Annotated in this window: 13 protein-coding genes and 4 pseudogenes; 5 read left to right on the forward strand and 12 right to left on the reverse strand. The window is 36.3% G+C overall.

The genetic code is table 11. The features are described from left to right. The first annotated feature begins 238 nt into the window (after positions 1–238). Positions 239–397 (forward strand): hypothetical protein, encoded by a 159-nt coding sequence (locus tag ACIQ0C_RS26310; RefSeq protein WP_403065599.1) that lies wholly within the window; start codon positions 239–241, stop codon positions 395–397. Positions 398–824: 427 nt separating this feature from the next. Here the strand turns inward: ACIQ0C_RS26310 and ACIQ0C_RS26315 are convergent, their stop codons facing one another. Beyond that, on the reverse strand, positions 825–1,073 hold the full coding sequence (locus ACIQ0C_RS26315) for a hypothetical protein (RefSeq protein WP_403065602.1): 249 nt from the start codon (positions 1,071–1,073) through the stop codon (positions 825–827). Positions 1,074–1,544: 471 nt separating this feature from the next. Between ACIQ0C_RS26315 and ACIQ0C_RS26320 the strand changes: the two genes are divergently transcribed. Continuing rightward, positions 1,545–3,017: a flavin monoamine oxidase family protein gene (locus ACIQ0C_RS26320; protein WP_403065605.1), complete on the forward strand. Its 1,473-nt coding sequence runs from the start codon at positions 1,545–1,547 to the stop codon at positions 3,015–3,017. A gap of 352 nt (positions 3,018–3,369) precedes the next feature. On the opposite strand, the gene ACIQ0C_RS26330 is transcribed toward ACIQ0C_RS26320, so the two are convergent. The 4 genes from ACIQ0C_RS26330 to ACIQ0C_RS26345 all read right to left on the reverse strand — a co-directional run bounded on the left by ACIQ0C_RS26330 (position 3,370) and on the right by ACIQ0C_RS26345 (position 5,196). Further along, on the reverse strand, positions 3,370–3,486 hold the full coding sequence (locus ACIQ0C_RS26330) for a DUF6366 family protein (protein WP_403065607.1): 117 nt from the start codon (positions 3,484–3,486) through the stop codon (positions 3,370–3,372). An 89-nt stretch (positions 3,487–3,575) separates the two neighbouring features. Next, positions 3,576–4,037 carry an SRPBCC family protein gene (locus ACIQ0C_RS26335; RefSeq protein ID WP_403065610.1) on the reverse strand — a complete coding sequence of 154 codons (462 nt, stop codon included), beginning with the start codon at positions 4,035–4,037 and terminating at the stop codon, positions 3,576–3,578. Positions 4,038–4,044: 7 nt separating this feature from the next. Then, entirely contained in the window at positions 4,045–4,476 is a 432-nt protein-coding gene (locus ACIQ0C_RS26340; RefSeq protein WP_403065613.1) for an SRPBCC family protein, read from the reverse strand. Between the two features lie 297 nt (positions 4,477–4,773). Continuing rightward, positions 4,774–5,196: a MerR family transcriptional regulator gene (locus ACIQ0C_RS26345; RefSeq protein WP_403065616.1), complete on the reverse strand. Its 423-nt coding sequence runs from the start codon at positions 5,194–5,196 to the stop codon at positions 4,774–4,776. Between the two features lie 48 nt (positions 5,197–5,244). On the opposite strand from ACIQ0C_RS26345, the pseudogene ACIQ0C_RS26350 reads away from it, so the two are divergent. After that, positions 5,245–5,943, forward strand: a pseudogene (locus ACIQ0C_RS26350) (transposase); the annotation flags it as partial. Positions 5,944–6,313: 370 nt separating this feature from the next. On the opposite strand, the pseudogene ACIQ0C_RS26355 reads toward ACIQ0C_RS26350, so the two are convergent. From ACIQ0C_RS26355 to ACIQ0C_RS26370, 4 genes and pseudogenes are all read right to left on the reverse strand, one after another. Then, positions 6,314–6,766: pseudogene (locus ACIQ0C_RS26355) on the reverse strand (isochorismatase family protein); the annotation flags it as partial. 48 nt (positions 6,767–6,814) lie between these two features. Then, positions 6,815–8,827: a serine hydrolase domain-containing protein gene (locus ACIQ0C_RS26360; protein WP_403065619.1), complete on the reverse strand. Its 2,013-nt coding sequence runs from the start codon at positions 8,825–8,827 to the stop codon at positions 6,815–6,817. A gap of 78 nt (positions 8,828–8,905) precedes the next feature. Further along, a complete protein-coding gene (locus tag ACIQ0C_RS26365) occupies positions 8,906–10,786 on the reverse strand; it encodes a S9 family peptidase (RefSeq protein ID WP_403065634.1) in 1,881 nt (626 codons plus the stop codon). Then, the gene (locus ACIQ0C_RS26370; RefSeq protein WP_403065622.1) at positions 10,753–11,229 is read right to left on the reverse strand and encodes a hypothetical protein; all 477 of its coding nucleotides are present in this window, start codon (positions 11,227–11,229) and stop codon (positions 10,753–10,755) included. The genes ACIQ0C_RS26365 and ACIQ0C_RS26370 overlap by 34 nt, the downstream gene beginning before the upstream one ends. Positions 11,230–11,626: 397 nt before the next feature. Between ACIQ0C_RS26370 and ACIQ0C_RS26375 the strand changes: the two genes are divergently transcribed. Both ACIQ0C_RS26375 and ACIQ0C_RS26380 read left to right on the forward strand, forming a co-directional pair. After that, the gene (locus ACIQ0C_RS26375; protein ID WP_403065625.1) at positions 11,627–12,343 is read left to right on the forward strand and encodes a response regulator transcription factor; all 717 of its coding nucleotides are present in this window, start codon (positions 11,627–11,629) and stop codon (positions 12,341–12,343) included. After that, positions 12,333–13,763, forward strand: a complete 1,431-nt coding sequence (locus tag ACIQ0C_RS26380) for a sensor histidine kinase (protein ID WP_403065628.1) — start codon at positions 12,333–12,335, stop codon at positions 13,761–13,763. The genes ACIQ0C_RS26375 and ACIQ0C_RS26380 overlap by 11 nt, the downstream gene beginning before the upstream one ends. Positions 13,764–14,083: 320 nt before the next feature. Here ACIQ0C_RS26380 and ACIQ0C_RS26385 read toward each other — a convergent pair. The 3 genes and pseudogenes from ACIQ0C_RS26385 to ACIQ0C_RS26395 all read right to left on the reverse strand — a co-directional run. Then, a pseudogene (locus tag ACIQ0C_RS26385) lies at positions 14,084–14,430 on the reverse strand (Na(+)/H(+) antiporter subunit C). Between the two features lie 130 nt (positions 14,431–14,560). After that, on the reverse strand, positions 14,561–14,803 hold the full coding sequence (locus ACIQ0C_RS26390) for a hypothetical protein (RefSeq protein ID WP_403065631.1): 243 nt from the start codon (positions 14,801–14,803) through the stop codon (positions 14,561–14,563). An 18-nt stretch (positions 14,804–14,821) separates the two neighbouring features. Next, positions 14,822–15,052: pseudogene (locus ACIQ0C_RS26395) on the reverse strand (transposase); the annotation flags it as partial. Between the last annotated feature and the right edge of the window lie 748 nt (positions 15,053–15,800).

The following is a 15,800-nucleotide window of genomic DNA, read 5'->3' on the forward strand; positions in this document are numbered from 1 at the left end:
TCCTTTTTAGCTGGCCAGCTCAGGACACATTCATCTTATCAAGAGGTCTTTTTTCGTTCAAACCTCATTTTCAGTTATTACAGGAATGCTGCCCCGATAGTTGCATAAGTAAAGGCTGTCTAAACGACAGCTTACACCCTAATTTAGTCTTCTTGTATCTATTTATGGTCCATAAAAAATCATAAATAGCATTAGAAATATGTTTAATAATAACAATATCTTACCAAAGAGATTTTTTATGGCTAAAACAGAAAATACACTAGAAATCAAGAATGAGAAAATTGCTATTTTTGGTGTAAAATACACAAAGTCTAAAATGCTTGACATAGAAAAATACAAAAGAAAAATGCAAATGAATATAAATATCATTGAAAAAATTAATGCTATCGTGATATAAGTAAAAGTCCTGAGTTTTTTCAGATGTTGTTTCTCATAACTATTATCAACCATTTTCCCCTCCTGATATTAAGTTTGTTTACCCCTTAAAAATCAACCTTTACCAAATACCATTCTTTAGCTGATCAATAAATACCTTCTTCAACTCCCTCAGTTTGATACAAATATCTTTCGAATGCTCACTTATTCGCAGGATTTCATCACCCTTGATTGTGAGGTCAAAGTTAAATGGAGTGATTGACATGAGGATTTCGTGAAGGCATTGTGAAATAAAGGAGTTGTACATCATCCATATTTCACCATAAATGTACATTCTCCTCGCCGCCCCTGGAGGCTTTGCAGTTAGTTTATTTCCGGTTGATTCGGTTAACTGTAAATGCTTTACGACTTTCTCTTTTCCCTTTTTCGGAATTTTTTGCAGTATATACTTAGCAGATCCTTCGATGGCTGCTACCATTAATCATTATGTAATATTCACCATTTGTCCAACCGCCCGTCATATGATACCTTAGTGCATCGTAAGAAAGCTCTGTGTTCTGTTGGGTGGAATCTTGAACCTCGTTTTGTTGAGGAGTATCTACATCTACTAATTCATTTTTAAAGTCTAGTTCATTGTCACAAGCAGCAAGGATTCCTATAACAAGGAGCCCTACAGTGACTTTTTTAAAATTAAACAAAGGTATGTCCTCCTAAAAGTTAAATGTAAATTTCGAACGATTAAATTATCCACCCTAACATTGAGTGTTGAAGACAATAACCTAAATATAATACCATAATAAACCAATCCCTTATACAACTATCCTGCTCCGTTAGTTCCGTAAGAAAAAGGTTCCCGCAGCCCCCCCCCTTTTTTTATTGAGGTAAAGCGCCTGTTAGTTTAATATCTATCTCCAAGTAACTTGTTTAACACAGAACTTCAACGCTAATCCTTCAGGCACTTCTACGTAAAAAGTATACCTGTTTAAGTGTTGAAGGTTTTTCCTATCACTCACTGAAATGGAGGGGTCTCTTTATTTAATATTTTCATTTGTACCCCAGCTATAAAAGTAGAATTTATCTTTACTTTATTTATCCGAAAATAGTAAGAACACATAGACCTCTATACAAGTGAATACAATGTAATAAATCTATTTCACTGGAGGGAAGAGATGCCCATTAACATAAATTATCAATTAACTACTCAACAAATGATTAGCATTATTAGAAATGGTCTTAAAAAGTCCCAAGTTCCCAAACATATCACTATTGTTGGCGCAGGACTGGCAGGACTGGTTGCGGCTTCTCTATTGCAGGAGGCCGGGCACAACATCACAATCCTTGAAGCAAATAACAGGGTAGGCGGACGTGCCTTTACCATACGCTCCCCCTTTAGTAATGGGCTTTATTTTAACCCAGGCCCAATGCGTATTCCTGATGTTCATTTTTTGACCTTAGAGTATATTAAAAAATTCAGGCTACCCCTAAACTTATTTATTAACCGAACTCCAATGGATATTCTTTATCTCAATGGAATCAAAACACGGCTTAACATTTTTGAACGTTCTCCTGGTATTCTAAACTTTCCCGTTGCCCCAAATGAAAGAGGTAAAAGCGCAGAGGAGCTGTTGAAATTAGCTACACAGCCAATTCTCGATTTTATAAAACTAGACCCTACGAGAAATTGGCATCTCGTAGAAAAAGAATTTAAAAACTACTCACTTGGTACTTTCTTAAACTCTTACCATTATCAATATGGAACGACTTTTTCAGATGGCGCGGTTGATATGATCGGTGTACTCCTTGACTTAGAAGCATATATGGGGATGTCATTTATTGAAGTTTTACGAGAAGAGGCGTCCTTCAGAGCAAATCGTTTCTATGAGATAACAGGTGGTATGGATATGCTGCCACGGGCATTTCTCCCTCAATTAAAAGAAGTTATTATGTTCAATCAAAGGATGACGAAAATTCTCCAACATAACAACAGAGTAACCATCCATTCCACCCATCAGGACACCTTAGAGGATTCCACCATAACTGGTGATCTTGCCATCATAACCATTCCCTTTTCAACGTTACGATTTGTAAAAGTTGAACCATACCATTCTTTTTCCTATTATAAACGGAGAGCGATTCGTGAACTGAACTATATGAGCGCAACAAAAATCGGTATCGAGTTTAAAAGCAGGTTTTGGGAAAGACACCATCAATATGGTGGTAAATCCATAACTGACCTTCCGATTCGATTCACTTATTACCCTAGTCAAGGGATTGGTACAAAAGGACCTGCTGTGGTTTTGGCAAGCTATACATGGGCGGATGAGGCTTTAATATGGAACGGTCTATCAAACGAAGATCGCATTCAATATGCTTTAAAGAACTTAGCTGAAATTTACGGAGACCAAGTCTATTCTGAGTTTGTATCAGGAACTTCCTTTAGTTGGGTCGATAATGAATATTCTTCTGGAGCTTTCACTGCTTTTGAACCGGGTCAGGAAACCGAGTTGTATCCTTATATCCCTAACCCTGAAGGAAGGGTGCACTTTGCCGGTGAACATACTTCGCTTACCCACGGTTGGATGCAAGGGGCGATTGAATCTGGAATCCGGGTTGCATACGAAGTGAATGACTTGCCGAAATAACACAGGAAATATAGATAAATTAGGACTGTGAAATTTCTTATTCAACTAAACTGCCCCGATAGTTTATTAATAACAAATTAAAAAGGATCTCTGGTCCCTTAAAAATACTTTCTATACAAGTCTCTACGCATTGCAGTAAAATTAAAAGGCATGAGCCCGGTAGATTACCGGGTTCATGCCTTCAAGGCTGCCTAAGTAAATAAAGTGTCTAACTTTTCGGGTTCACTTCAGTCACAGCTCTTTAAAGAACTATTTCACCTGTTACTTGAAAAAGAGTGATACAATAATAAAGCCAATTATGATTACAAGAATAAGAATTCTCGTCCCTTACAAACCTAAGCTGCCAACTAAATCAGCGAGATTTCCACTGTTCCACTCTATTAAAAACTTCGTTCATGTTCCCCGTTGGATTGCTTTTCAATTCTTCATGTCTTAATCTCTCTCTTTTTTGTGTGTTTCCGTTACACATAACGTCCTTCTTGGCCAAGCTCACTGCGAATGCACATTGAACACCGAACTCAGCATTAGATAAATGTTCAAAAGATTCTCCTTTTATTATTAAGTTATACTCCTTGGGCTTTGTGATCGTTTTTCTAATATATCTTTTATTTTTTTCAGGTCTTTTTTGTTTGCTCTTTTCATCAATAAAGACATTAACGGAGTAAGTAACTTTGAAAATCCAATTGGAATACCTTTGTTTTGCAGTGTCATTCTTGTTAAATTGTTGTCAATAGTTTCCCATGTGTAGGTTGTTTCCATTGGGAAAGGTCCATTAGCTGTTCTCATTACAAGTTTTTGTTCTGGAATAAATTCTACGATTTCGTACATGTACGCAAGTTGTCGTCCTAAAAATTGTGCTTTAAATGCGATTCGAGAACCGATTGATAAAGGTTTTTGAGTTTGCCATTCTGCCGAATCGATATTTACATACCATTCTGGAGCATTATCAGGGTTTGCAGCATACTCTGCAACTCTGTTACGGGTACATTTTATTTTTATATCCGTTAAAACGTTAACCATATCTTAATTATCCCTGATGCCATGCATCTGGGTTGTTACCTTCCACATATTGCTTCAGAAAGTACATAAGTGTACCCCAAGTTGTATTAATCATCGCATATGGACCCTCCATAGACTCCAATCCTGAATGATTAAAGTTGACTATCGTCGCTCCGTTTTCATTAGAATTCAAATTGAAACGAATTTTGGTACCTTTCCATCCTGGCATATTATGCTGAGCCGTCCATTCTACCAGCCTACCTGGTACTAATTGATCAATATGCATTTGGAATACAGCTTGACGATTGTAAAAGCCAAATTCAGCAATGCTTCCTACTTGAGGGTCAGCTTTAGCATCTGTTGTCCACCAACCCTTAAATCCTTCTGTTGTGGTAATAGCTTCGTATACTTTCTCAGGAGACGCGTTGATTATAATTTGATGTGGCATGTTAATCATCATTTAGCCTCTTTTCTTCTTTTAGTTTTATAGTTACCTCTAAGATTGAGCTTTATTCCGATCTCTTTGGTGATTATTTACGTATCGATGTATTAGAAGATTCAGGACTGCTAGTTCCTCGCAATGTGGGACGAAGCCAGTTAAATTATCTTAATGCTGATTAAAAGTTGAATTTCTCACTGAGAAATTCAACTTTCGTTACTTTACAATTGCGTCCGATTGTTGAAGATTAATAATATTATGGAATGCAACTCAATCCGGTACGCTTATTGAACTATAGCACCCGTTAGCGTAAGTACATTAATTCACAATCTTATTTTCCAGACCATGACATTTAAAGTTATAATCAGGATTTTTCCTAACCTCTTCTTTCTGAAGTTCATACATGGCTATTTTATAGTTTATCTCTTCCAAGTGTTTTAAGCTTTCTTCAATTTTCTTCTGCACTTCCAATTTATGCTGTATCAACATTTCTTCTCTTTGCAAGTAGGTAGGATTTCCTACTTCATAAAGTTCCTTATATTCTTTTATTTTAGAAAGAGGCATTCCTGTCTCTCTAAGACAACGAATAAAAGAAATCCAATCGATATGTTGTTCGCTATAAACTCTACGACCTTTTTCATCACGAGTTACATTTGGCAGTATCCCTTGCTCTTCATAAAATCTAAGTGTCTTTGCAGATATATTTAAGTTCTCCACTACATATTTCATTGAATACAACATTACTTATCCCACCTTTAGTTACAGTTACTGTAACTAAAAATATATCATAAAGCCGAATACAACCAGGTTGATATGACACAAATGATGCCTAGTCTAACCCCTGGTGAAATGCTGGAAATATCAAAGGCATACATTGGACAAAATCAGAAGCTCCCAGCACGAGTTATTATCCACCGACTAACCGACGATCAAACGCAAACACGCCTAAAAAACCAAGCACTACGAGAAAAGAAGAAAGGCATTGTCATGAAGGATAAAAGTAAGCACTTGATGGGCATAAACGTCTATATTACGAACACATCTCCAGAAGAAGTCCCCACTGATTATGTCCATTCCCTCTATTCCCTACGGTGGCAGATTGAGATTTTATTTAAAACATGGAAGTCAGTCTTTGAAATCGATGAATGTAAAACAATCAAAAAAGAACGCCTTGAGTGCCATTTATATGGCCAACTTATCGGCATTCTCCTCTGTTCTTCCACAATGTTTCAAATGCGACAGTTACTTCTTAAAAAGAAAAAGAAGGAATTAAGTGAATACAAAGCGATTTATATGATTAAGGATTACTTCCCGTTACTGTTTCAAGTGATGTCAGTTGGCACAGAAGAACTTTTGAAAATTTTGCATCGCCTTTATCATCTACTCAAAAAGAACGGTCGTAACTGTCATCGGTATAAGAAGATGACTGTCTTTGATATTCTTGGGGTTGTGTATCAAACGACGGTGAAGGATAGACAAGCTGCCTAGCAAAAAATATCGCTTTTTTAAAGGTTTCTTTGACATGCCTAATTTCCCAGTCTGGGTAGTTTTGAATCAATATTACTTGGCTCTATTAATTTATGTTGTTAGCTTGATGGGCATGTGACGCTACCCCTAAACGAATTTATTTTTTAAACAACATTATTATTATGAAACAGCTATTGAGATAGAATATGTCAAGTCCTGAGGGTTTTTGTATGCATAAGACATAAGAGCGTTTTAAATGAAATGAAGTAAATATCAACTGCACCCCAAATGTTAGACACATATCTAACATTTGGAGGTGCTTTTTTATATGGTTAGATTATCAGACTCACATAAACTAACTGCTGTCCTTCGATATTACTTTTTACTAATCTTATTTACCTTCTTTACCACCGAACATATCTTCAGTGTATTGAGCTCCTAATCCGTATGCTCCACCATGTTCTTTAGCAATAGATAATACTGCATCATAAGTTTCTTGGTTTGCCCAGTCGCGTTGTATTTCAAGCATATATAGCATCCAAGTAATTGGTGTAACACTGGCTCGAATCATACTTTCAACCGCCATATCATGAGCTTCTGTCGTAACGCCGCCTGAAGCCGTAACGACGTAGACTTCGTAACCGTCCTCAAGTGCATCTAGTACTGGCATAACTACACAGATTTCAGTCCAAAGGCCTGCAACGACTAATTTTTTATTTCCAGCTTTTTGAACTTCGTTGATAACGTTTTGATTACCCCAAGCATTCATAGATGTACGGTCGATAATTTTTTCATCATGAAATACTTCTTTAATTTCTGGGAAGATTTGACCGCTAAATGTGTCAGCCGATACGGTTGATAATACTGTTGATACATGGAATACTTTTGCTGATTATTTTCCGAATCCTTTGTAAAAAGCTCTTGTAATCATAGCCGCTGCTTCCTGGTGGGTCATATTTCTTTTCGCATAATATCTTACTGCACCATCTCGATATTTCGTTACTTCGGGACCATATAACTCTAATGTAACTACTGTTTTAACTGCTTGTTCCGCCCATGAATCTACTTTATCTTTTAGCTTGGCATTCCCTTCCTTTAAGCCAGGATTGAGTATCTTCATCATATTGATTAAAATCACGGCTGCCTCTTGACGGGATACTGATTCTTCAGGAGAAAAGTTTTTCTCAGTGGATCCTTTCATTATCCCTAAGTTGACAGCTATTTCAATCTCTTTTTTCGCCCAGTAATGATTAGGAATATCGTTAAATAGAACCGATTTTTCAGGAAAAGAAACATTTAATTGCGCAAGTGAACGTGCAGTCATAAATGCCATCTCCGCCCGAGTGATTGGTTTATTTGGCTGAAACTTCCCTGTTCGGTTTTTGGTTAGCTCTAGCAATTGTGTATACCGAATATGATTTGCATAGGGGTTCTTTTTGGTGACATCTTTATAATAAGGAAGTTTGCTCTTTTCTGCGTAACTTGAAATGTTCACATATTTCAAGTAGGGGATAGTGTGATTTTTATCCTCTTTAAAAGCTAATTTTCTACCCTGTTCGTCTACAAACAATAGCGGATCAAGCTGCTTAAGCTTGGATTTTATGCCTAAGACCCCATCTTCCGCTAATAATTCGCCATTATCCAAAGCGGTAATTTTCGTTATAAGGAATCTAGTTCTTAGATCCATGTATTCTCCTTCAAAACGCTTAAGCTCTTCTTTTGGCGCTCTCATATATTTTGGTTCTTCTTTCTTATGCGGATAATAGTGGTCCATAAATTTCTTAAAGAACTCCTGACGTAAATCAGTCGTTGATTGTTTGTTGTATGTCAAAAAGATTCCGAGTTTGTGTTTAGGTAAAAACCAAATTGCAGAAGAAAAATCAGGCAAATCGCCTCCTTTACCAATCACGTACTGGCCATTAGCAGACTGAAAACTTACGTTTTCAAGTCCATAACCCGTATCAGGGAATTTAGGGTGAATAGCTGAATGGTATTGATTCATTTCTTCGATGGTTTCATTCTTTAAAATGCGCTCATTCTCATAAGTTCCGCCATTCAAATACGCAATCATATACTTGGCCATATCTTCGGCTGTTGTATTCATGCTTCCTGCCGGATTCACGGTTGGTATGATAGTATAGGGCTGCATTGGATTCCCTTGCTCATCATAACCAGTAGCTAATTGTTCTTGCATGGCAGGTGCGAGTGCAAAATCGCTGTTTTTCATACGTAAAGGTCCAAAAATATTTTTTTTCATATATTCTTCAAAAGGCATTCCAGATATTTTTTCTACTAAATAGCCTTGAAGAGTAGAGGCGTAATTATCGTACATATAAGATTCGCCTGGCTGTCGAGTTACTTTCGGAAGTCGTTCTTTAACATAATCCTTTAGAGGAGAAAATTTCGTTACATCCATTTGTATATCTTCTGGTTTCATCACTTCTGTATGAAAGCCTGTTGTATGTGTCAATAAATGTTTTGGCGTAACAAACTGTGGAAATGGATTCTTGATTTTTACTACATCTAGATAGTTATTTACATCCCCGTTCAATTGAATCTTTCCTTGTTCCACCAGTTGCATGACAGCTGTAGCTGTAAATGCTTTTGATACAGAAGCAACACGAAAAACAGTTTGATTAGGATCAACAGGAATTTTCTTTTCTTGATTTGCATATCCATAACCTTTCTTTAACAACACTTTTCCATCCTTCACCACTACAACTGCGGCTCCAGGAATATTCATCTCTTTAATCTCGTTTTGGTTAAAAAACTGATTCATCCAATCCTCTAACTCTTTTTCGTTAGACGGTCCTATATCTATGCCAGCCGCATATGAAGAAACAGAAACGAGGAAAGAACTTACGAACATAATGAGAGAGGCTATCAAAACAATAGATCTTTTCATAATTATCCTCCTAACTTAACTCATAATTTTTTATAAAAGTCAGCTATTTCATTGGTTATAGATAATACTATCTGTGTATCATCCTGGAAACATGGGTTCTTTAATCGTATACTCTTTTGGTGGTTCTACTTCCATTAGGTTTCGTATAAAATAGTCCCATCGTCGGCGTATAAAGTAAACATCTTCTGAAATCCAATGCATCCGATTTGGAATAATCAGTTGGTCAAAGTCTTTGTTTTCTTTAATCAGAGCATTCACCATTCGCATACTTAAAGCAGGATGGACGTTATCATCCAGCTCTCCTGTCACCAAAAGTAATTTTCCATTTAGGTTCTTAACCAATTTCGTGTTATCTTGTTCACGGTATAGTTCTGAATTGAAAAGTCCTTGAAAACGTTCTCCCCAAGCCGCTAGGTATAAGCGTTGATCATGGTTCCCGCACCCTGATACGGCTACCTTATATACATCCGGATAAGTCAGTATAGCTCGAGCAGCTGCATAACCTCCTCCAGACTCACCGTAAATACCTACTTTTTTTGAATCTAGAAAAGGATACTGCTCTGCAAGCTGCTTAATAGCTACTACATGATCTTCAAGCCCTGCAGACCATTCCAGTCTTCCGTCAGAAAAATCATGAAATTCCTTTGACCTATAAGGAGTACCTCTTCCGTCCATTAGAATAACAGCAAAGCCAAGCTGTGCAAAAGATTGAGCACCGCCCACTTGATCAACTGGTAGCCCTAATGTATACTCTCCCCCCCAAGTAAATTCCTTTGGTGTGTGAGTTATTTGAGGGCCACCATAAATATAATCTAGGATGGGATATTTACAACCTTTGTTTATTTTTGCAGGAGGAATCAGTATTCCATGCAAATCCGTTATCCCATCGGCAGCCTTGACAGTGAAACGCTTTGGAATTTGATATCCATTTGATAAGAGAAGTTCAATATCAGCTTGCTCTAATGTACAAATTAATTTTCCATCTGTTGAACGCAAAACTGATTTAGGTGGCATATCCACACGTGAAAAAGTATCTACAAAAAAACAATAATCAGGAGAAACAGACACGATATGCTCGGCATTCTCTGGGGTAAGGAGCACTAAGTCTGATCCATCTAGCCGAACTCGATAAAGGTGCTGAAAATAAGGATCTCTTTCCGGTTCTCGGCCACTTGCAGTAAAATACATCCATCCTTCTTTTTCATCAACACCAATGAGTCGACGGACTGTCCAAGGTCCAGAGGTAATTCTATTTTTAAATCTTCCTGTACGACTATCATAAAGATAAAGGTGTGACCATCCGTCACGCTCGGAATGCCAAATAAAAGAGTTATCGTGGCACAGCAGATGGACATTGATATCTCCGTTGCCACTTTTAATGTTATAGAGATCGGTAAAAAGGAAAGTTTTGCTTTTCTCTTTTAGTAAAGTTTGAACTTCACCAGTTTTTACATTAGCGACAACAAATTGCACGGATCGATAATCGCGAGCCATTTTTATGAAGTAAACAAAGTCGCTGTCATTTGTCCAAAAAGCTGTTTGACAACTTGGACTTAAAGGTGACAATAACCCAATAATCACAGGTTCTGTATCCAATTGAATCATCGATTGCTGTTCAATATCACAAATTACAAATTGGGCTAATGGAAGGTGTTTATCTCCGACTAGCGGATAACGGTATGAATGAATGACAGGTGGCTTTGCATCTTCAGAAGGAACAGACTGTATAAGAGTCATTTTTCGCACATTACGTTGATCAAGCCGGTGTGTTAAAATTTGTTTGGAATCTGGAGACCACAGAGCTGCTGGTGGAACTTTTTGGTTAGATAATCGTTGAAGGAAAACAGAAGTTTCTGATTCCGGCTGAGTACCATAATCATAGTATCGCTTACCATCATGAGTTAATTGGATGATTTGTCCTGTTTCTAAAGAACGTACAAATAAGTTATATCCTTTGATAAATGCAGCCCAACGCCCGTCAGGGGATAGAAGTTCATGTGCAGATAAATTTTAGTCCTGATTTGATTACACTGAAAATTAGTTAGATCGCAAATCCACGTGGATTCATCTACTTCAAATTGAATAGCCTTCTCGTCATTGAGAAAGGTAAAGGAGTTGAAGGGAAGGTTATCTGAATCAACTTCACGTGAAATAACACTTGAGAGGGAATCTGCAAGTTTAACATGATCGAAAGCAGATTCTTTAGTATTTGACTGTGGATTCATTAATACAAATTGTTTGCCGCGTTTGCTTTCTTTTCGAATATCTTTTTGATACCAAAAGCGGCTTCCTTTATCTAACCAGTTAGGAAAGACTTTACCGTTAAATACATCTTTTATAGCGTTCCAAGAAAGCAGACGCTCTGCTTTCTCATACTGTTCATCGGTTACTGATAATGTCATATCTATCACTCCTTTAATTATTTCTAACATCCACTTTAGTGCAGTAAAAACATAGAACCATTCATTTTTCTCATATTCAAGGACTTACATAAAACACTAATCTAAACAGCTTATGGGTGAATTCTTTTTAGCTTGGAAAGACCTTACATGTGTTCTGTACCTACCTTTTTATTAAACGCATCATTTCAAGCCACCTGACATGTAAGTATCATGATGTATAAGCTTTTTAAATTTCTTTGATATTAGCAGGTTTTTTTGATCTTACATTTCTATATGAGATAACATCATCTTACAATGGTACTCTTTCCTTCAACTTTCATTTATCTTACAATAATCTTACAAAAGGAAAATTTTAGTTTTAAGCAAGATATTAACTTAGTAGAAACGGAGGGCGAAGATGAGGAGAAATATTATAATCGTCGATGATGAGCCTGAAAATATAGAGGTATTAAGACTTATGTTGGAAATGGAAGGCTTTTCGATACTGGAAGCACATGATGGTAAATCAGCTTTAATATTGATACAGAAATATAAAATTGACTTGGCTATTATTGACATTATGATGCCGAAGGTTAATGGATACGAATTGATTAAACTAGTTCGGAAAGAGTACAAAATGCCTATCATTATTCTTTCTGCCAAAAATCAGGAAATGGATAAAATTATGGGACTAGGGCTAGGAGCAGATGATTTTATATCCAAACCATTCAGTTTGTTGGAGGTATTAGCACGAATCCAAGCTCAACTTCGAAGAACATATGATTTTAATGTTAGCTCTTCAAATTATGAGCACTCTCAAACGCACTTTAACGACTTGGTGTTGGAGCACCACTCTTGTATTCTTTACAAGCGGGGACACGAAATTAAACTTAGCGCTCTAGAGTATAAATTATTGAAGCTATTTATGGGGGAGCCAGGTCGTATTTTTACAAAAAAACAAATCTTTGAGAATGTATGGTCTGATCATTATTATTCAGATGACAATACTATTATGGTTCAAATCAGTAGATTGCGAGAAAAAATAGAGGATTATCCGAGAAATCCAGTATATTTAAAAACTGTACGAGGATTAGGTTATCGATTTGCGAAGAAGGAAGAATTGAATGAGCGATAAAAAAAATATATTTAACACCTTAATTAAGACGTATGTTTTCTTCTCATTAACTGTTGGGATTACTGTCGTTGTCTTACTTGTTATTTTAAATTTTCAAATGAAACAGAAGTTCGATAATATTGTGTTATCTAATTTAAGAGCGCATGAAATTGTACGACAGGACTACTCAAACATTCGCTCTGGTGCAATTGAGTCATTTAACGGTTGGGTAGAAATTCTGGATGAAGATTTGCAAGTTATTTATGTTAAAGGGAAAAAACAAGATAACTCATACGCCTATACAGAAAAGGATTTAAACAGGCTTTTTTATGACCAAAAGGAAAATTCGTATTACACTTCTTTAGCACCATTTAAAACAAAAGACGGGAAAACGGCTTATTGTCTCATTAAGATTCCCAAAACATATATAAAGCAAGAATTCACAGTAACAAGTGCAGCGAAAGACCATATTACTGCTTTTAAAACATTGCTGCTTCAAACCTGTCTCCTTTTTCTCCTTTTATTCGGAATTAATGTCTATATATATGGCCGCTGGATGGCTATGAAAATAACCAATCCATTACTTTCAATCGCTAATGGAATTAGAAACATTACGAATGGCCATTACTACAAACGGCTTCATTTTAAGGCAAACTATGAATTAATAAAAATACAGAATTACTTTAACCTTATGGCTGAAAAGTTAGAAAAAACTGAAAAGGATAAAAAACAATTAGAAGAAAGTAAGCAGCGTATGCTTGTTCATATCTCTCATGATTTGAAAACTCCTATTACAACTATTCAGGGCTATGTTGAAGCACTGCAAATGGGTCTTATTAAGGAGGAAGCGAAGAAACAGGAAGCTTTACGTATCATATATACAAAAGCACGACTCGTTACAGAATTAATTGAGGATGTATTTGAATTGTCTAAACTTGAAAGCCCTGACTATCCATTTGTAACTGAAGCACTGGATATTTCTGAATTTATTCGTGAAATATCTGCCGAATATTATGTGCTATTTGAAGAAAAACACTTTCGATTTCAATTTGAAATCCCTCCTCAGGAAATACTCGTTTCTTTTAACTATACATTGTTATATCGAGTCGTTTCTAACATACTGTCCAACGCCTTAAAATACAACCCAGAAGGAACAAATGTCTTCGTTTCGCTTATCGAAGATACTCAAAAGATACATATTAATATCAGCGATGATGGCATTGGTATTCCTAATCCAATAAAAGAAAAAGTATTTGAAGCATTTTTCAGGGGAGACCAATCAAGAAAAAGTGATGGGGGAACAGGTCTCGGTTTAACTATTTCAAAACATATTGTGGAGAAACACGGAGGTAAAATTTATTTACATACAGACGAAGGAAAAACGAAATTTCAAATCACCTTGCCTAAAGCTGGTTACAATAATAATCTCGTACAAAATTAAAAAGACTTATGTACTTTGAACTATAACCCGAATAATGGACACTTATTAAACAATGTGTTGAAGACAAAATTAGAAGAGCTGCATAAAGAGAGCCCTCTCTCAAACTAATACCTAACTAAGTTTGTACAGTGATAAAAAACTTAACTTTTTTGTGTCCGGAATAGGAAAAATCAAATGGCAAGGGCCGTTTTTTATTCTCGAGCAGGTAAAGGCGCAGCATGAATTTGAGTACATAGAGTTATTAATCCACTCAAAACCGCACATGGTAGTTTAAGTACATTCCTTCACAAATCGTTTATTCAATAAGAAATATAACAAAGTTAATCATTACCTTCGTTTCCTCTAAGTTGTTCCATATTATCGGTCCCCAGCTCCTGATAGGCTCGGTAGGCTAGCACAAGAATAAAGGATGTCACGCCGAAGCTGATGACGATTGCTGTCAGGGTGAGAGCCTGTGACAAAGGGTCTACATAAGAATCAGCATGCTGCCCCAACAACGGCGCAGCTGCATCCTTTTTCAACCCTCCCATCGTAAGTATCAAGAGGTGCGCGCCATGGCTTAGCAAAACTGTGCCGATGATATGATTCTAATCAGGCTCTTTGAAAGCATCATATAGGTGGCGCACATAAACAAGACGCCGATTGTAACAGACATTAAAATTTCCATTATTCAGTCACTCTCCCCTATTGTCAGAGATTTATTATAACTTAACAAACCTGCCCCATTAGTGCCATAAGAAAAGAGCTGCTGATCAGCTCCTGGTCAATGAAGTAAAGCACCCGTTAATTAGTCTCTATCACTTCAAATATTTGTAATAAAGATTTACTAAGGAAAAGTAAACTAAAGCAGAACCAAAAATAAAAAATAAGAACTCCTTTACCTTTTTCGCTTCCATCTTTAAATCTTCATTGTAAAAAAGTTGCATGTTTTCGTTTATAGAAATAGGAGGCTTAAAAATTGATAATATTAATGCAAGAACAGTGAAAACCCCATATATATTTAGTACTGTTCTTAAAGTAATTTCCTTTTTTGAAACCAAACTCCTCCCCCCATTTTACTTAATATGATGGTTTTGGATATGTTGAGTAAACTCACTGCTTGTATATTGTGAGCCAAGATCCGTATGAAGAACTAAGCCCTCCGAGGGCTTTTGTGATAAGTCTGCGTTATTGAAAGCTTTTATGACCAGTTCTGTTGTCATTGAACGAGAAAATGAATACCCTACTATTTTCTTAGAATGAAGGTCTAATACCGAGGCTAAATAACACCATCCGTCTTTTAACGTGTATTCTTAGCCCTTCTAGTAGAACATTTACAAATGTATTGAAAAAGAATGCGAAAACTAGAATGAAGGTAACTTTTTATACTAATTCATCTTATTCAACAATAAGAGGTACTGTTTATTCAGGATATTGGTATAGATAAAATTGAATGGAGAGCCAACACAAATGAAAAAGCACTGACCTCCAAGGTTAGCGCTCTTTCTAAGTTATAAAATTGATAGATTTGTATAGACATGTTATCGTGTAACTTTTTATTTAATTGGTTTGATAGTTATATTTACTCCTATTAAAGTCAGTGCCCAGATATTACCCCGCCTATTATTCCCCCCCAAACACTACTTAAAGTACTTATCCATGTCACTTCATTTCCTGCAACAGGGAATAGTGATAGCGACGACAGACATAAGCCAATATATTAGAATAGGTAGACCGCACATACAAATTAAAGTAATTATGAAAAATCCCTACCCATTTGATTCATCTCCTTATATCTTAAATTCTTTCCAAATTTTTTCGGGCATTTTTCGGACAGTTGATAACTTCCTAAGATTTTATGAAAGAATGCCCGAAATAAAAAAACCCTGACACCAGAGGTGGCAAGGGTTTTAAAGATTAATACATTGACATATATTGTTCGCGTTCCCATGGGTGAACTTGTGTTCTAAACATATCTTTGCCTTTCGTACTTTTTCAGACTGATTCATATTGGTTGATTTAATAAGGTTTTATATAACCAATATACAAATTTCTATT

The organism is Peribacillus sp. NPDC096448 (assembly GCF_044762675.1).
Lineage (GTDB): Bacteria > Bacillota > Bacilli > Bacillales > DSM-1321 > Peribacillus > Peribacillus frigoritolerans_B.